This is a genomic window from Photobacterium sp. R1, assembly GCF_054600795.1.
On the sequence record NZ_BAAHZP010000022.1, the window covers coordinates 1 to 18060 of the forward strand.

Sequence of the window (18060 nt, forward strand, 5' to 3'; positions counted from 1 at the left end):
TCGAACCTTCGAAGGCGGAGCCGTCAGATTTACAGTCTGATCCCTTTGGCCACTCGGGAATCCCTCCACGGGATTTTTGCGTATTGTCAGGCTTTTCAGCCTTCGAAATCCGTACGATGTACAGTTTTCGGAAAAGATGGTGGAGGGGGAAGGATTCGAACCTTCGAAGGCGGAGCCGTCAGATTTACAGTCTGATCCCTTTGGCCACTCGGGAACCCCTCCACAAGTGCGGAGCGGATAATAGCAAACAAACGGTCACTGTAAACCCTTTTTCTGTATATTCACAGTTGGCTGCTGGATTTTTCGTCATTTGCCACAATTTGTTGGGGAATCGGCCTTTTTTGTGATGGAAATTTGCCTGAGTTTACATTTCTTTACCCCGTTCCTGATATGCGTCAGATATGATTAGCCCATACCAAAAGACAGGGTGCGTAAGCATGAAAAAAGTTGTTTTGGCCGTATTGGTTGCGGCATCGCTGGCGGGGGGCGGATATGTGTACTTTCAGCAGCCTTCACATGCAGCGCAGGCGAATCAGCCAAAATCCAGCCGGCCCGTGCCTGTGGCAACAGGCGAAGTGGCTTCTCATGAAGTGGTGAGTTCTGTTTCTCTGGTCGGCAAACTGGCTGCCCAGCGCTCAGTCGTGATTGCGACAGAGGTGGCAGCCAAAGTTGATCGGATCGTTGTCGATACTGATCGCAAGGTGAAACAGGGGCAACTGCTGGTTCAGCTGGACAGTGCCAAACCGCAGGCTGTCTACGATGAAGCCAAAGCCTACTATGATGACGAAAAGCGTAAATTCACGGAATACGAGCGGCTGGTGAAGCGCGGGGCGCTGACGCAAACCGAGCTAAATGCACAGCTAGCCAGTGTCAGTATCGCCAAAGCCCGTCTGGATGCAGCCAAAGCCGAGCTGGATGATCATCAAATCCGGGCGCCGTTTTCGGGGACAGTTGGTCTGATTGATTTCAGTCCCGGTCATACTGTGACGGTCGGCAGTGAACTCTTTACCCTGGACGACCTGTCGCAAATGCGGCTCGATGTGCAGGTGCCGGAACAATATCTTTCCAAACTGGCCCCGGGAATGGCTGTGCAGGCGAAAAGTCAGGCCTGGCCGGGCGATATCTTTACCGGCACCATTCAGGCGATTGATTCCCGTGTTCAGGCCGAATCACTGAATATCCGGGTGCGTGTACTGTTTGATAATGACAGTGGTAAGCTCAAACCGGGTATGCTGATGGCCGCAGCACTGGATTTCACGCCACAACATGCAGCGATCATTCCGGTTCAGGCACTGGAATATTCAGGTACCAAGCGTTTTGTTTACCGTGTGGACGCACAAGGAATTGCCCATCGTACCGAAGTGGTGCTGGGTGCCCGGGTGAAGAATGAAGTGGTCATTGAGTCCGGGATTCAGATCGGGGATCGTATTGTGGTGCAGGGACTGGTGAATATGCGGGATGGTCTGGCCGTGATGGATGTCAGTCCGGACAGAAACGCAGACAGCCAGGCTGTGAGTGTCACCCGGACCGGAGACAATGCCTGATGTGGTTATCTGATGTTTCGGTGAAGCGTCCTGTTGTGGCGATTGTACTCAGCGTACTGCTGGTGGTGTTTGGTCTGGTGTCTTTCAGCAAACTGCCGGTACGTGAAATGCCGGATGTTGAAAATCCGGTGATCAGTATCGGGACGACTTACGAGGGGGCCTCGGCCACCATCATGGAAAGCCGGGTCACTACGGTGCTCGAAGATGAGCTCTCCGGAATCAGCGGGATTGAAAGTATTACTTCGACGACCCGGAACGGCAGTTCACGGATCAGCGTTGAGTTTGAAATGGGCTGGAACCTGACCGAAGGGGTAAGTGATGTCCGGGATGCCGTTTCCCGTGCCCGCCGTCGTCTCCCGAACGGGGCCGATGAGCCGATTGTGTCGAAAGACAATGGTTCAGGTGAAGCCGCGATTTACATCAATCTGACGTCCAGTGAAATGGATCGCGCTCAGCTGACTGATTATGCCGATCGGGTACTGACCGATCGCTTCAGCCTGATTAACGGGGTGAGTTCAGTGCAACTGACCGGTGCGCTTTACAAAGTTATGTATGTGCGTTTGTTGCCGGAGCAGATGGCCGGACGTGGCGTGACCACCAAGGACATCATTGATGCGCTGAACGATGAAAACGTTGAGCTGCCGGGTGGTGAGGTTCGAAATGATGCAACGACGATGTCGGTCCGTACCGCTCGGTTGTACCGAACGGCGGAAGACTTTGCGTATCTGGTCGTTCGTCAGACGTCTGATGGCTCTCCCATTTACCTGAAAGATGTGGCGGATGTGGCGATCGGCGCGCAAAACGAGGACGCGACATTTAAAAACAATGGTGTGTCCAGCCTGAGTCTGGGCATTGTCCCGATGTCTGATGCCAATCCGCTGCAAGTTGCTGAAGCCGTTCATAAAGAAGTGGAGCGTTTGCAGCGTTTTCTGCCGGACGGCACGCAACTGGAAGTGGATTACGATTCCACTGTCTTTATCGAACGTTCTATCAACGAGGTTTACAACACTTTACTGATCACCGGGGCACTGGTGGTTCTGGTGCTGTATATCTTTATTGGTCAGGCTCGGGCGACGCTGATACCGGCGGTGACTGTCCCGGTATCTCTGATCTCGGCTTTCATGGCTGCGTATTATCTTGGATTCTCGATCAACTTACTGACTTTGATGGCACTGATTCTGGCCATCGGGCTAGTGGTGGATGATGCCATTGTCGTGGTGGAAAACATTTACCATCATATTGAACGGGGTGAACCGCCTTTACTGGCAGCTTTTAAAGGAACTCGGGAAGTCGGCTTTGCGGTGATCGCGACAACCCTGGTGCTGGTGATGGTATTCCTGCCCATTGGTTTTATGGACGGTATGGTCGGGCCGTTATTTACTGAATTTTCAGTCTTGCTGGCGATGTCGGTAATTTTCTCTTCGCTGATTGCACTGACCTTGAGTCCGGTGCTCGGGAGTAAATTACTTAAGGCCAATGTGAAGCCGGGGCCGTTCAATCGTTTTGTGGACCGTCAGTTTGCGTCACTGGAAGCGGTTTACCGCAAAGCCGTGACTTTTGCAGTTCGTTGGCGCTGGGGAGCACCATTGTTCATCGTGGCGCTGATGGGAGCCAGTGTCTGGTTGTTTCAGCTGATCCCGAACCAGCTGGCTCCCTCGGAAGACCGAGGTGTGATCTTTGCTTTTGTCCGGGGGGCTGAAGCAACCAGCTACAACCGGATGGTGGGGAATATTGAGCAGGTGGAGCAGCGGTTGCTGCCTTTGGTCGGGCAGGGGTTGATCCGCTCGGTCAGTATCCAGACCCCGGCATTCGGTGGTCGTGCGGGGGAGCAGACCGGTTTTGTCATCATGCAGCTGGAAGACTGGGAAAGCCGGGATGTCAGTGCAACGCAGGCGCTGGGTGTGGTGCGCAAGGCGCTGCACGGAATCCCTGATATCCGGGTCTGGCCGTTTATGCCGGGTTTTCGGGGGGGATCATCTGAACCCGTGCAGTTCATTCTGAATGGTGCCGACTACAATGAATTGTTTGCCTGGGCAAACAAACTGAAAGATGTCGCACAGGGCAGCGGGATGATGGACGGCGTCGATATCGACTATGCAGAAACCACTCCGGAACTGGTAGTGACAGTCGATCGGCCACGCGCGGCTGAGCTGGGAATTCCACAATCGGATATTGCGGAAACGCTGGAAGTCATGCTGGGTGGCCGCAGTGAGACGACTTTTGTCGAGCGCGGTGAAGAATATGATGTTTATCTGCGTGGGGACGAAAACAGCTTCAATAACGCCATGGATCTGAGCCGGATTTATGTCCGGGCGAAGAACGGGGAACTGATATCGCTCAACAGTGTGGCAAAAGTGGAAGAGGTCGCTGCGGCCCGAAAACTGAGCCATAACCAGAAGCAAAAATCGATCAGCATCACTGCGAACCTGTTGCCGGGACATACGCTCGGCGAAGCACTGGACTATCTGGATGCACAGGCGCTGGAGATGCTGCCCAGTGACATCGTGATCGATTATGGCGGCGAGTCAAAAGACTTCCGGGAAAACCAGAGCAGTATGGCGATGATTTTCGGCCTGGCTTTGCTGGTTGCTTATCTGGTGCTGGCAGCGCAGTTTGAAAGTTTCATCAACCCGATGGTGGTCATGCTGACTGTACCGATGGGGATTTTCGGTGGCCTGATAGGGTTGTTGCTGATGGAGCAGAGCCTGAATATCTACAGTCAGATTGGAATGATCATGCTCATCGGCATGGTGACCAAGAACGGTATTCTGATTGTTGAGTTCGCGAATCAGTTGCGGGATAAAGGGATCGCCTTTGAGCAGGCAATTGTGGATGCATCGGCACGTCGATTGCGCCCGATTCTGATGACAGCGTTTACCACTCTTTTCGGAGCACTGCCGCTGCTGCTTTCGACCGGCGCAGGCTATGAAAGCCGGATTTCCGTCGGTACAGTCGTGTTCTTCGGCATGGCGTTTGCGACGCTGGTGACCCTGTTTGTGATCCCGGCCATGTACCGATTGGTGTGTGCCCGAACCCAGTCTCCGGGGCATGTGGCGGCACAGTTACAAAAGGCGCTGGAACGAGATTATGTCGGACGTCGCTCTCATGGCGAACTGCCGCTGGATCAGACGAAATCATGAATAGGAAAGGGGCTTCAGGCCCCTTTTTCATCACTGTCAGATGCAATTAAAAGCGGTAACCTAAGGTGAACTGCGCGCCATTGTAATCGTAGTTTTTGCTCAGATCGCCCAGTGAGTGATCGGTGACGTTTGTGATGTATTCGGCTCTCATAATCAGGCGGCGATTGATATCCCAGTGAAGGCCGATACCAGCATCAACCATCACACCCGTGCTGCTTTCATAGGTCATGTCCGGAATGTTCTGATAATCCGTTGTTCTTTTCACAAAAGAGACACTCATGCGACCGACCAGCTTCAAACTGGTATCTCCCAAATAATCCGTGGCCGGGACCAGGCTGACAGCAATCTGGGACAGAGACACATCGGCTTCCTGGCTGGTGAACAGGTTATTATAGGTGGTTGAACCGCTGCTATAGACTGCTTCCACCGCGATATGCGGATGGATTTCCCGCCCCAGGCCAACCGTATAGCTCGGGTTTGTTTCTTCAACTGCACCAGTGAGAGGTTGTTTCTTTTTCAGAGATACGGCACCAGCGCCGACATAGAAATAGTTATGCCCGTCTGTCGGTATTGAAGCCTGAGCGTTTGTGCTGCATATAACTGTGGCAGCAGCAAATACGAGTGTTTTTTTCATTTCTGTATCTCGTGAAAAGATTTTTATATCGATGGGTGCCCGACATTCATAGCAAAAACCTGTGATATGAATCAATATGAATTGAGCAGCCTGTCATCACAATGGAATGAAAGCTTGATAAGTGACATCAGGAGGCGGTTTTTTGTATCAAATGATGAAGTCCGCGAAGCACTTTGAGCTCAGATTTCTGTTTCTTGATGGAATTTTGAGGGGAACAGACGCAAGTCAGTGTGCTGTTCTGAAAAAGGCAAACCGAGGGGCATTATTACCCCTCAGATTCAAACCCATCGGTTCTCAGAACCGGTAACCCAGCGCCAGCTGTATCCCTTCATAAGTCATGCTGTTGTCGAAATCGAAATTTTCCAGAGAACTGTCTGCAAAATTTGTGATGTATTCACCGCGAATCATGAAGCGTTTGTTCATATTCCACTGAATCCCTACACCAGCGTCGAACATGAATCCTGAATCACTGTCTTTTATCGTATAGCCCTGAGTGATTTTCGTCTCGGTGATTACCATGGAAGCATTCAGGCGCGTATACAGCTTGATACCTGAATGACCAATTTCGCCGGTAGAAGGTACAATGCTGAAACCCAGTTGGCTTAATGACATTTCATACTTAGTGTTATCCAGTCGGTTCCACTCATTGGTGTAATCAGTCGCGCTGTAATTGATAAAAGTTTCTAAGGCAATGTAATCGTTGAATTCGTGACCGAATCCCAAAGTCAGATTGGGCGTTAGGTTTTCGGTGAGATGCTCGGGTTTCTCCTTCAGTTTCGGACCTAAGAGGCCGATCCCACCATAAATATAAGATGGCGCCGCCAGCGCTGGCGTACAGGCCAGCAGGCAGATTGCTGAAAGTGTTGTCATTGATTTCATGGATAGAACCTCAAAGGTGAAAATAATTGAACACTGTACAAAACGACAATTTAATAACAATGATTGGATATAAAATCAATGGTTTGTGTGTTTTGTTTCGTATTCTTGGGCGTGTGTGAAGACACTTCGTCTGTTAATTGAGCAATTTTGATGAGTTCAGAAAGTGCAATAGGTATGTCCACTCCGATTCAATTGAATAGAGAACGAAGCAGGTCTGGGTGAATGATGCTAAAGATAAAGTCTCTTGAAACCATGGCTTCTGAGCGATTTTCCAGTACAATTCCTGCTCCCATCCGCGTTGTGAAACGCACAGTGAAGAAGAGCATCATGTCAGAAAATAAACCACAGTCGCGTTCAGGCGCGTCATCTTCAGATTCAGGTCAGGTTCGTCTGAATAAGTTCATCAGTGATACGGGTTACTGTTCACGCCGAGAAGCCGATAAGCTGATAGAGCAAGGCCGGGTACTGATTAACGGGCAACTGCCTGAGATGGGGATGAAAGTGGGGCCTGATGATGAGGTGCAGGTGGACGATAAGCCGCTGCGCCGCAAAGAGCCGCCGATTTATATCGCGCTGAATAAACCAGCCGGGATTACCTGTACGACAGAGCGCCATGTGGAAGGCAATATTGTTGATTTTATTGGCCATCGTAAACGTATTTTCCCAATCGGACGTCTGGATAAAGCCTCGGATGGACTGATTTTCATGACGAACGATGGTGACATCGTGAATAAAATCCTGCGCGCCGGTAACTCGCATGAGAAAGAATATGTCGTGCGGGTGAATAAGCCTGTGACACAGGCGTTTCTGGATAAAATGGCCTCCGGTGTCGAGATTCTTGATACGGTGACTTTGCCTTGTCAGGTCAGCAAAGAAACCACTTATTCATTCCGGATTGTGTTGACCCAGGGACTGAACCGCCAGATTCGACGGATGTGTGAAGCGCTTGACTATGAAGTATATAAACTGCGTCGGGTGCGGATCATGAACATCACCATTGATGGCCTGCCAAATGGGAAGTGGCGCTATCTCACAGATGTTGAAATGGTTGAAATTTACCGTCTGCTGGCACAGTCGAGCAAGACAGAAGAAGCTTCCCGGATCAGCGGCCAGGGGGAGTCGATTGCGAAAGCAACCGATGCAAAATTGTATGATGCGCGTCAGCAGAGAAAAGACGAACCGGCTGTGAAATACAAAACTTATCACGGTAAAGGTGAAGTCGATCGTCGCCGTTCCGGCAGTCAACCGGGTAAAAGCCATGGGACTCGTTCGGATTCGCAGCAGCGCTCGCATGGTGCAAAACCAGGTGGTCAGTCCGCAAGAGGACCGCGCAGAAGCCGTCAGGACGATGCCAGCCAAAAACCTGCCTCTCCCGGTATTAAAAAGTGGAAGTCGAAAAAGGAACAGGACTAAGTCAGACTCGGTCAGAAGAAGTCTGTAGTGGTCTCAATCCGATTCTGCTTGCATTCCCCTGTACAACTTTGCACTATTCAGTGATTACATGATTCAAAACGGCTTTCATGCCGGAAAAGCAAAGATACAGGGGAAGTCATGGCAGGCAACACAATAGGACAAGTTTTTCGCGTTACGACCTTTGGTGAAAGTCATGGGGTGGCGTTGGGCTGCATCGTTGACGGATGTCCTCCGGGGCTGGCATTGACCGAAGCCGACATGCAGCATGATCTCGATCGCCGTCGTCCCGGCACCTCTAAGTACACGACTCAACGCCGTGAACCGGATGAAGTAAAGATCCTCGCCGGGGTATTTGAAGGCAAAACCACAGGGACCTCTATTGGTCTGATGATCGAAAATACTGATCAGCGCTCCAAAGATTACTCGAATATCAAAGATCTCTTCCGTCCTGGTCATGCAGACTACACCTACGAGCAAAAATACGGGATCCGTGATTACCGTGGCGGAGGCCGCTCTTCAGCCCGTGAAACTGCAATGCGTGTTGCCGCAGGCGCGATTGCCAAAAAGTACCTGAAACAAGTCCATGGCATTGAAGTTCGTGCTTATTTGTCTCAGATGGGTGACGTGAAGATTGAGAGCATCGACTGGACACAGGTGGAACAAAATGCTTTCTTCTGCCCGGATGCTTCGAAAGTAGAAGCGCTGGATGAACTGATTCGTCAGTTGAAGAAAGATGGTGATTCGATTGGCGCCAAACTGACTGTAGTCGCAGAGAATGTGCCAGTTGGCTTGGGCGAGCCGGTTTTCGATCGCCTTGATGCTGATATTGCCCATGCGCTGATGGGAATCAATGCTGTCAAAGGTGTTGAAATTGGTGATGGTTTTGACGTTGTTCAGCAACGTGGCAGTGAACACCGTGATGCAATGTCGCCAGAAGGTTTTCATTCGAATCATGCCGGCGGTATCCTGGGGGGCATTTCTTCCGGTCAGGACATCGTCGCCCATCTGGCTTTGAAACCAACCTCGAGTATCACGGTCCCGGGAGAAACTATCAATAAGCAGGGTGAAAGCGCTGAAGTTGTCACGCGAGGCCGTCACGACCCATGCGTGGGGATTCGAGCGGTACCAATTGCCGAAGCCATGGTTGCTATTGTGCTGATGGATCACTTAATGCGTCACCGGGCGCAAAATGCTGATGTCATCACAACAACGCCTCAGCTGAAAGAGATCAGGTAGCATTTGCTGCAGAGCACATGAAATGGAAGGAGGGCTTTGGGGAGCCCTCTTTTGATATGCACTTTCGTTTTAACGTCGCACACTTGATGCAAAATAGCTATAATCCCCAGCATTGCTGCTACGGGAGGGTGTTAAAACCTGACTGAGAATCACCTTTTATAAGCTAACTGAAGTAACGCGTTTGTCCATGTCTCACAATTATCACGACCTGATACACCTTTTTAATCATACTTTTTTGCGCCCTTACAACACTGAACTTCTTCTCGGTGGTGATGAGCCGGTTTATTTACCGGCAGATGAGCAGCATCCGCATCATCGGATTATCTTTGCGCGTGGTTATTTTGCCTCGGCACTTCATGAAATCGCCCATTGGTGCATTGCCGGCCAAGAACGCCGTTTACTAGAAGACTATGGCTATTGGTATTTACCTGACGGTCGGGATAAGGGCCAGCAAGCGGCTTTTGAACAGGTGGAAATTAAGCCTCAGGCCGTTGAATGGATTCTGGCGGCCAGTTGTGGTTTTCGTTTTCAGGTGAGTTGTGACAACCTGAGTGGTGATCATGAGCCCGATCGGGTAGGATTTACCCGCAAAGTTCGTGCGCAGGTATTGAGGTATCTGAGTGACAGAATGCCTGAGCGGGTCGGGCTACTTTCCGATGTGCTGCGCCAGCATTACGGGGTAGTACCATTACGGGCGGAAGATTTTCCTGAACCGGAAGTGGCTGTCTGAAAAACGTGGTGGCCAGAAAATTGGTCAGAATTTGATAGACAAATAAGAGTGACGAGATGATCCAGCAATACGAAGAAAAGTTGCTTACCCTGATTGATCAGATGGTAGAAACAGCATCTGATGACGAATTATTCGCCGGAGGATACCTGCGTGGCCATATCTCGTTATCTGCTGCGGTTTGTGAACGAGATGGTATGGCGACCACAGAAGCGATGAATCAGGCTGTCGGTGAGAGCCTGAAAGAGGCACAATCTGAACTGAATCCAGCAGACCAACAGCTTGTGAAATCATTGTGGCAACAGCTTCAGGAAAGTGCAGCTTAGTAGTTAGTTTTTTTGCTCAAACCAGAGCCAAAAAGGCCAGTACAATGTACTGGCCTTTTTGTTTCATGTCGTTTTCAAGCGTCAGTCATGGTTTCTGAAAGCAGTACGAATCAAGACAATTGCAATGCCTAACATGCCACCCAGCAGTGCTGCAATGATGACAATTAAAGCGCGTTTGGGCTTATCTTTTGTCACTGGCTTTTCAACGTTTTCTAGGAAACGATAGGTTTTAAAGTGAATATTTTTATTTAATTCCGTTCCCTGTATTAACGCCAAACGGGCTTCAACTTCCTGAATACGAGGTTCGACAACACTGAGATTCTTCACAGAATCCAGTGCATTGATTTTTGCAGCCAGTGCTTTGGCGCCCAAGTTGATGGCAAAGATTTCGTTATTACCAAGATTTTGCACAGGGTGCTCAACATCAGCCGCACGGGCAATTTTGAGTGCATATTCTGTCCGTTCTTTTTCGACTTTCAGGAGGCTGGTAGCTTGGCTTTCTAGTAATTTAAGCTGTTGGCTTAGTTCACTTTCCTTTGCCGAGATCAGTGCCTGAATATTATTCATAGTGTCTTTATAAACTTTCGCCGACACAAAATTGATATATTGATTCAGCATCTCAAAGCTATTGTTGCTGGCAGTCGCTTGAAGACTGATCAGGAAAATATCTTCTTCCTGTTTACTCGCTTGCTTGGCACTGATTTTTTCGAACCAGCTCTCGAGTGCACGATCGGTATCCTTATCACCTGTGATTTTATTGTCAATCAGGTATTGTTTAAAATCTGAATTCCCCAGCAGGTAGGCTTTTTTATTCGCAAGAGAGTTAAAGCTGTTGATAAAGTTTTTAAACAGAACTTCAGCATCAATGACATCGCTGAGTTGGTTTTTAACCTGAAGAGTGCCATCTTCAGTCTGTTGGAGACCTGATTCAAAGGTTGGCTGGAATGCACTGATTTCCCTCTGAAGTTGTGCGAAATCTGTGATCTGTGGTTGAATGACTTTCGCTTTTGCTGTCCACCACTCTTGTGCCGAGAGTGCGTAGGCAATCCCTGCGATAGAAAACAGTATCGTAAACAGGATAATCAACAGTTTTTCTTGCCAGAGTGTTCTGACCAATAGGATGAGATCGATTTCATCGGTATTGTCATGATTTTGCATAGATATTTTTGAAGAATGAACAAGTTTAGGGCCTGAAGGTGCGGCTGTGGTCTGTGTATCTGTCACTATGATACTTCCATTGATAACTACAATTTGTGATGCGATAAAGTAAAAAAGGACCGGTACTTTCTTTGTGATTTTATCAAAAAGTGTCGCACTGGGTATAATTCTCAGGTAAATGTTTACTCACATCGGAATTATAGGGGGGGCATCGAAGTGGAGGCAAGCAGACAAGCGCCTGTGTCCTAAATTTGTGGCGCAAGTTTGATTTAGCTGCCATTTTGTATCGGAAGTTGGGCAACAAGAAGGTCATTGATACGCACCATAGCATGCTCAGAAAAGCACGTTAATCCAGAGTATAAGGAAAACTGATGTACTTACGTCGGTAATTTGAAGATCCTGCAAAGAGTGTCAGCAGGATTGAAACGGCCAGTAATCCCAAGCTAAACACCAGGTTTTCCTGAACGACCAGTTGATAGCAGCAAGTGGCAAAAAAAGTGATTGCAAATAACAGGTTCATTTTATGTAGCAATGGATGCTTAACAGAAAAAACAGCATACTTTTTGAACATCTTACGACCTCACGAAAGCCAAGTGATTCATTCATCTAAACAGTGAAGGCGACAAAGAGATGAGAAGATTAATTTTCCACCATTGCAGTTGAAGGTTATCTGTTTTTTTGAGGAGCAGATCAATCGATAAGTCACTTGGGCTGTTTGTAGGGCTGATTGATTTGTAAGAAAACGTTCATTTTTCGCTCTCACAAAGCGAATCCACCGCATCAGCGGTGGATTTTGATAGGTAAATAGCATTATTGCTACTGAGCTATCTTGCGGCTGTACCAAGGCTCTCTGGCATCTGTAATGGTAAAAAGCTGATATTTCCGGTTCAGCATTTGGCCGCCATCCCGTGTCAGTGGTAACCAAGAAATCGTGGCACGGCTGCGGCTAGGTTTGACTGTCATCAAATCGTAAGGGATTGAAATATAAAAACCTTTATTGTAGCTGCCTTCACCGTATTCATCCGCTGACAAGTTGGTTAAGGTAACAAAGGCGCCGGCAATCACACCGCTGTCAAACTGCTTGGATAAATCAAAAGTCATCCCAATATCTTCGGTCAGGTAGCGGCCTGCACTGATTTTCATTAGTGTGTTTGGCAGGAAAGACCATCGTGGTTGATAGTAGAACGTTGCGTGACCAGTCAAAGCGCCTGTTTGGACTCTGTAATCTCGGCCTGTGATAGGGTCAGTATGGACCTCATCGCGAAACAATCCGAGCTGGGTATCCGGATCACGCTGGATCACATAGTTCAAATCCAAACCAATAGCCCAGTCAGTTTGCATCGGTCGATATAAAATTTCGCTGCCTGCGCCGGCAAACATCATTTCCAAATAGCCGCCATAGGCCTGGGCATACCAATTTTCCGCCAGCTGATCCATCCATGTGAGCTGCAAGTTATTGACTCGTATCGCATTACCATCAATGTACTGGCGAACCAAGGTACGTACACGTTTTAGGTCGGTGCCATCAGGCGGAACGTCATACTTAAATTTATCGTAGTTATCCAGCAGGTTCAGATATAGACTGCCTCCCAGCTCCCACTGATCATTCATCTGATAACTCGCGCCGGTATTGAGCCCAATGTTATACAGGTAAAAGCCTTCAGAGCCGCCAAAAGATTGTTGCAGATTCGGTGAGATACTGATATCCCATGGATTTTGGTTTTGAGCGATGAGTTGCCCTTGAGGTGCATCTGGTGCCTGAGTCGTGATCGCATCATCAATGGCTGCGTCGACATAGTTGTAGCGCGCAACATCATCAAATGCTTTCGTACGAACGATGGTTTCAGTGACTGGTAGATCATGGCCTGTTTCGATGAGCCGATATTCATCAAAAGCCGGAGCGCCAGTTGTTGGAGATGTCGGCAAATGATTACTTAGAATGATGGCCGCACGTTCATAGCCTTCTTTCCGGTTGCGGTATTTTTCTTGTGATGCCAGGACAGTCACCGTCTTTTCATCGGCGTAGATTGTCGGATTTTTGAATCCAGCATTAGCGTGTAAAGCCTCAGCGATGTTTTGCCAATCCTCAAGGTTTAAATCGTGTTTCTTAAGGTCTGGCGCATAGGTCGGCTTGGGCGTATCTCGCCAGGACGTTGCCAGGGTATTAAAATTAGTGTTTAAGTTAAAACCAAACGTCCAGGTGTTGCCTCGTTCATAACTCAGGCGGACATCTCCCCAGTTATCTAAACGATAAAGAATGCCCAAATTCCAAGGGCTGTCCTGAATTAAATTTATACCGGCAAAAGTGACGGGAAAATCACTGGAATAGTCGTTCCCGTCATATTCTAGTTTCAGGCGAATCGGCCGCCAGGGAGACTGGTACTCGATACCGCCGAAGACGGCAGTGCAACCAGAAAACCACCGTTCGAAATCCACAGTGCCGCCTTTGCCTTTAAATTCAGTATTTCGGTCACAGTCATTGCCCAGGTTTTTATCACCAGATATATTCGCACTGTTGCCAAGGTAGCCCCAGCCTAGTCCCAGTGTAAAATCAAATGGTCCCCAGTGCTTACTGGCAGCTAGGTATTCGCCATCGAATAAGCCTGTGCCACCAAAATCCCGAATGCCAATAGCAGTTTCCGGCAGCCAGTAGCTCTCTTCCAACAAGCGAAGTTTAAAATCGATCCCCTTATCTGTGTATTTCGTATCGCCGCTGAAACTTGGGTCTTCACTATAAAGTACATCCTGCACCAAGGTGTAGCGAATGGTTGTTTCCAACCACGGGAAGAGCTGGAGCGACACATTGTAATGCAAGTAATCGTTATTGTAGGTTGCACCAAATGTAAACTCCCCTTCGGGGGCGACACGTCCAGAAGGCATTTGTATCAACCCAACCCCACCGAAATCATTTTGAGAGGTTTGAAACGCTGGATAACTAAACTCATCTGCAATGGCTGACGGGATGGCACAACTCAGTGATAACCCGAATAGCAGGCTGAGGCGCAGAGCGTAAGGAGAAAAAGCAGAGGTAACCATCAATAAGGCCTTTGTTTGAGCAAGTCGACGATGTCGTCATTGAGTGATTCGTAGCCATCAGGCAGTGAGGTGAATGGCAGGTAGATGGTTGCACCGGGAGCAATATCTTTGTGGTTACGATTCCAGTAAGCAATATTATGTTGCTCGGCTTTGCCATCAGGCTGAATGACCCAGAGATAGTCAGGGTTGCTGATGGTGAGTGACGTGACTTGCTGTAAATAGTCAGTTGCGTTTTTTCGTTCCTGCCAGGAGAGTTTAATTTTACTATCTTCTACGTTGGGCTGTAAAAACGCACCAAAGACTTTGACCGTTTCTGGCCGGGTGATAACTTGCAGTCTGAATTGACCATTCAATCCAGGGTTCTTGTCAGGAGAAATTCTGACCGAATCTCGGTCTAATGACTGAATGATTCGTTGTCCGGGTAAAGGCGCAGACAAAGCATTGGCCAGTATTTGCAATGAATGGCTAGTTTCAGGTTTCTTGTTACGCACCTGTTGTGCCAGTTGCTGAAGTTGCAGAATGACAGCTGATTGCTGTTCTTTCATCACCTGCCTTGTGATGCTATCTGACCGCCAGAGCATCGAGCCAAACCAGTAAAGAGACTGTCCAGAAACTTTAGCTGGTAATTGATTTAAATTTGCCAAAGTATCTTGAAGAACTTGGTCTAATCGAACTGTTGTTGGGTAACGTAATTGCAGGGCTTGGTTCGATTGGTTGATTCTGACCTCGACTACAGTCGATGCTATGACTCTTGTATCCGGTTGGGAAAAAGCAGGTGTTGTCAGCATGCACCAAGCAAGAATACTTATGAGTAATACAATGATTTTATGGCGTTTGTGTCGGTAAGTTTGAAGCATGTGCATTCTTATCACCCGTCAGTTTCCAAAGGGTTTCAGGATTTGTGTTTCCAGAACGGGTAACCCCGGCGCAATGAGCTGGCGGCTCATTAAAACTTGGCCATTATCCGGATGAATCCAAAACTCATTTTCAAAAGAGAGTTTCAGGCTTGGTGCTTCAACCATTTCCACAAAAAAGCGGGTGGAATGGATTATTCCATTGATGGAAATTGTCTTTGGGCCCTGATCTTTGAAAGTTGAAATGAGTTGATAACCAAAATGATACCCAGGTTGCCAATCGATTCGGCGTTGCCAGTATTTTGGTGTGGAAGGTTTTTGTAAACCCAGAGCAACCGGGTCCGGTTTGTCTGCTTCGATATGAAGTAAATTGCCCTGAGGTAAGTTCAATGTTTTGACCAGGCGACCTTGTTCGGTGACTAACATGCCTTTGTCTGCGGCCAGCCATTTTAACTGTAGCGCTGAAGCTGATGGAGTTGTTTGGAAACTAGGGGAGCTTTCCGCCAATGCAAGAACCATGAAGGCCTGAGGGCCGTTGCCAATGCGGGCGTATATAGTTGCATAGGGTAACTGCTCAATCCATGATTGAGGTTTATGTGTGTCTGTTTCCCCTCTGACAGCCAATCTGAAGGTATCTGATACGCTCTGAAATTTCTGGCTGCAGCCAGAGATGACGAGGGAGGATAGGAGGATTGTGAGAATAAATCGATTCGGAACAAATGGGCGAAAGGGCAACATCCTATGTCCATCTTTAAAAAGTAATCTGAAAACATAAAAATAACCGCACTCAGTGCGGTTATTCAAACGCTAAGAAAGCAATCATACTTTCGTGATTAGCCCTGATTGACCGAAGTTGTAGTTGCTGTGTCGTTGCCATTTGCATCAACTATTGCAACAGCTGTAACTGCAACTGCAGCACCCACAGCTACGGTTGTGGCTGTAATACCACCAACAGCGGCCGCTGAAGCACCAGCAGTGCCTGCAGCAGTGCCTGCTGCTGCTGTTGAAGCTGTCGTCGCAGATGTTGTTGAGGTTGATGCAGCAACACTGCCAGTTCCGGTTGCTGCCAATGCTGAACTAGCCATCAAGAGGGCAGCCAGAGAAACGAATACCTTTTTCATCCTATTCCCTTATCTTATTGTGTTGAGTGATTGAATTGTATTAATGCGGCTCATTGTTAAGGCAAAGCGCTCTTCAATGATATTGGGATATATCACGGATGGCAATGTGTTGAATGTGAAGATTTATGTTTTTTCAATAGGGCAATCGCTGAGGTTGCCTAAAAAGACTATTAATAGAATTGTCTTGATTAGCCATATTGAGTGAGTAGTATTAGTTTATGCTAACTTATTGATAGCTATCAATATGTATTTTTACAAAGAGCTAACAAAGAACAATTGCTCTAAATAGATACTAGTTGCATTTAATGGTTTCTCAGTGAGGTTTGATTGTGTAGAATGCGGCAGCCAAAGTGACAGTCAGCTGCATAGGCTGTTGTTGTGGTTATTTGTTTTGAAGGATTTTGTTAAATTTTCGTCAAGCGCTGCTCTTATCACAATTTTTCAAAAAATATGATAGGTTGTAGTCGGTTGTCACTTTGAAACTGTAACCTGCGCATAAATCATGGATGTGATGAAGGCATTTAGGAGCTGTAACCTAAGGGCGGTAGCGTGCCTGAAATGCGAATTTTCAGCTCTAATGCCTAAGTTCAAAGACACATTTGCTGTTCTTGATATCAGATAATCCTATCACTCGCTCTAGCGCATTGTTTTGAAATTGGTAAGCTAAATTGAAGAGCAATTCAATACATTGCTGATACAACAATAATCATAGTGCGCAACTCTCTGCATTTTTGGCAATCTAAATTCACAATTAAGTCTTTGTTTTTAGATCAAAATTCAATTTTTTACTTATCAATGTTGATTGGATATGGATTTCTCAAAGAAGCTCATTTTATCTGCTGTGTTGCCACTGTTACTGGCAGGCTGTACAGTGGTACCCGGTTCTCATCTGTCAGTGCCTGACAATAAACAAGACAATGAAGCATTTCGAATGGCTGAACAGGTTCAAGTATACCCATTGACGCCTTCAGTTATCCGCCAGTCGAAAAGGCCCGAAATTTCTGCTAGAACAAATCCTGTGCTTGATGCGGAGCTTAATGGTTATGAATATTATATTGGTCCTGGGGATATCCTGAATATAACGATATGGGATCATCCCGAGCTAACCATTCCCGCTGGTTCTTACCGCAGCTCTAGTGAATCAGGGAATTGGGTTCATGCTGATGGCACTATTTTTTACCCTTATATCGGTACAGTTCAGGTTGGCGGCAAAACCGTGACTCAGGTACGTGACGAAATTTCCCGCCGTCTGGCGGCTTTCATTGAAAGTCCGCAGGTAGATGTCAATGTAGCTGCTTTCCGTTCTCAGAAAGCCTATATCACTGGTGAAGTGAATACACCGGGGCAACAGCCTATCACAAATGTCCCATTAACCTTGCTGGATGCTATCAATAGAGCAGGTGGCCTGGCAAAAGATGCTGATTGGCGCAATGTAACGCTCACACGGGAGGGGGGAGAACAGCCGATTTCACTGTATGCACTGATGCAACGCGGCGATCTGACCCAAAACCGTTTGCTGCGTCCTGGTGATATTATCCATGTGCCCCGAAACGATGCGCAAAAAGTTTTTGTGATGGGTGAAGTCAATAGTCCTCAGCTGTTAAAGATAGATCGTGCAGGGATGACTCTGACGGAAGCCTTAAGTAGTGTCGGTGGCATTAATGAACTTGAAGCTGATGCAACAGGAGTATTCGTGATCCGTAACGTTCACAGATCTCCGACTTATACGGTGAAGCATAGTGTTTTGGCTTCAAACTCAGGGGAAAGTTCAGATCAATCAAACTTGGTCACGGCAGATATTTATCAGTTGAATATTCAGGATGCTGCTGCACTGGTGCTGGGCACAGAATTTGAACTGGAACCCTATGATGTTGTGTATGTCACCGCCGCACCGATTTCACGATGGAACCGTGTCATTCGTCAGTTACTGCCGACCATCACTGGTTTTAACCAGTTGACAGAAGGTGCTGTACGGGTAAGGGATTGGTAAAG

14 protein-coding genes and 1 tRNA gene are annotated in these 18060 nt (G+C 47.8%); 7 read left to right on the plus strand and 8 right to left on the minus strand.

Going from position 1 to position 18060, the window contains the following annotated elements; genetic code table 11:
- Nucleotides 1-137: 137 nt before the first annotated feature.
- A tRNA-Tyr gene (locus tag ACYP03_RS22675) sits at nucleotides 138-222 on the minus strand.
- 215 nt (nucleotides 223-437) lie between these two features.
- Here ACYP03_RS22675 and ACYP03_RS22680 point away from each other — a divergent pair.
- Nucleotides 438-1544: an efflux RND transporter periplasmic adaptor subunit gene (locus ACYP03_RS22680; protein ID WP_459782221.1), complete on the plus strand. Its 1107-nt coding sequence runs from the start codon at nucleotides 438-440 to the stop codon at nucleotides 1542-1544.
- Nucleotides 1544-4684 carry a multidrug efflux RND transporter permease subunit gene (locus ACYP03_RS22685; RefSeq protein ID WP_459782222.1) on the plus strand — a complete coding sequence of 1047 codons (3141 nt, stop codon included), beginning with the start codon at nucleotides 1544-1546 and terminating at the stop codon, nucleotides 4682-4684. Before ACYP03_RS22680 ends, ACYP03_RS22685 begins: the two co-directional genes overlap by 1 nt.
- 46 nt (nucleotides 4685-4730) lie before the next feature.
- On the opposite strand, the gene ACYP03_RS22690 is transcribed toward ACYP03_RS22685, so the two are convergent.
- Nucleotides 4731-5318 carry an outer membrane beta-barrel protein gene (locus ACYP03_RS22690; protein ID WP_459782223.1) on the minus strand — a complete coding sequence of 196 codons (588 nt, stop codon included), beginning with the start codon at nucleotides 5316-5318 and terminating at the stop codon, nucleotides 4731-4733.
- A gap of 294 nt (nucleotides 5319-5612) precedes the next feature.
- Nucleotides 5613-6197, minus strand: coding sequence for a porin family protein (locus ACYP03_RS22695; protein WP_459782224.1), 585 nt, complete (start codon nucleotides 6195-6197; stop codon nucleotides 5613-5615).
- A gap of 327 nt (nucleotides 6198-6524) precedes the next feature.
- Between ACYP03_RS22695 and rluF the strand changes: the two genes are divergently transcribed.
- The 4 genes from rluF to ACYP03_RS22715 all read left to right on the plus strand — a co-directional run bounded on the left by rluF (nucleotide 6525) and on the right by ACYP03_RS22715 (nucleotide 9899).
- Nucleotides 6525-7610 carry a 23S rRNA pseudouridine(2604) synthase RluF gene (gene rluF, locus ACYP03_RS22700; RefSeq protein ID WP_459782225.1) on the plus strand — a complete coding sequence of 362 codons (1086 nt, stop codon included), beginning with the start codon at nucleotides 6525-6527 and terminating at the stop codon, nucleotides 7608-7610.
- Nucleotides 7611-7748: 138 nt separating this feature from the next.
- Nucleotides 7749-8846, plus strand: a complete 1098-nt coding sequence (aroC, locus tag ACYP03_RS22705; protein WP_330961879.1) for a chorismate synthase — start codon at nucleotides 7749-7751, stop codon at nucleotides 8844-8846.
- A 187-nt stretch (nucleotides 8847-9033) separates the two neighbouring features.
- Nucleotides 9034-9576, plus strand: coding sequence for an elongation factor P hydroxylase (locus tag ACYP03_RS22710; protein ID WP_459782226.1), 543 nt, complete (start codon nucleotides 9034-9036; stop codon nucleotides 9574-9576).
- Between the two features lie 56 nt (nucleotides 9577-9632).
- Nucleotides 9633-9899 carry a YfcL family protein gene (locus tag ACYP03_RS22715; RefSeq protein WP_330961881.1) on the plus strand — a complete coding sequence of 89 codons (267 nt, stop codon included), beginning with the start codon at nucleotides 9633-9635 and terminating at the stop codon, nucleotides 9897-9899.
- 81 nt (nucleotides 9900-9980) lie between these two features.
- Here ACYP03_RS22715 and ACYP03_RS22720 read toward each other — a convergent pair whose 3' ends face one another.
- The 5 genes from ACYP03_RS22720 to ACYP03_RS22740 all read right to left on the minus strand — a co-directional run bounded on the left by ACYP03_RS22720 (nucleotide 9981) and on the right by ACYP03_RS22740 (nucleotide 16068).
- Nucleotides 9981-11123: an LPS O-antigen chain length determinant protein WzzB gene (locus tag ACYP03_RS22720; RefSeq protein WP_330961882.1), complete on the minus strand. Its 1143-nt coding sequence runs from the start codon at nucleotides 11121-11123 to the stop codon at nucleotides 9981-9983.
- A 750-nt stretch (nucleotides 11124-11873) separates the two neighbouring features.
- Complete coding sequence (locus ACYP03_RS22725; protein ID WP_459782227.1) at nucleotides 11874-14093, minus strand: YjbH domain-containing protein; 2220 nt, start codon at nucleotides 14091-14093, stop codon at nucleotides 11874-11876.
- Nucleotides 14093-14950: a capsule biosynthesis GfcC family protein gene (locus ACYP03_RS22730; protein WP_459782228.1), complete on the minus strand. Its 858-nt coding sequence runs from the start codon at nucleotides 14948-14950 to the stop codon at nucleotides 14093-14095. Before ACYP03_RS22730 ends, ACYP03_RS22725 begins: the two co-directional genes overlap by 1 nt.
- A gap of 18 nt (nucleotides 14951-14968) precedes the next feature.
- Nucleotides 14969-15685: a YjbF family lipoprotein gene (locus tag ACYP03_RS22735; protein WP_330961885.1), complete on the minus strand. Its 717-nt coding sequence runs from the start codon at nucleotides 15683-15685 to the stop codon at nucleotides 14969-14971.
- 95 nt (nucleotides 15686-15780) lie between these two features.
- Nucleotides 15781-16068, minus strand: coding sequence for a hypothetical protein (locus ACYP03_RS22740; RefSeq protein WP_330961886.1), 288 nt, complete (start codon nucleotides 16066-16068; stop codon nucleotides 15781-15783).
- Between the two features lie 808 nt (nucleotides 16069-16876).
- Between ACYP03_RS22740 and ACYP03_RS22745 the strand changes: the two genes are divergently transcribed.
- Complete coding sequence (locus ACYP03_RS22745; protein ID WP_459782229.1) at nucleotides 16877-18058, plus strand: polysaccharide export protein; 1182 nt, start codon at nucleotides 16877-16879, stop codon at nucleotides 18056-18058.
- The last annotated feature ends 2 nt before the right edge of the window (nucleotides 18059-18060 follow it).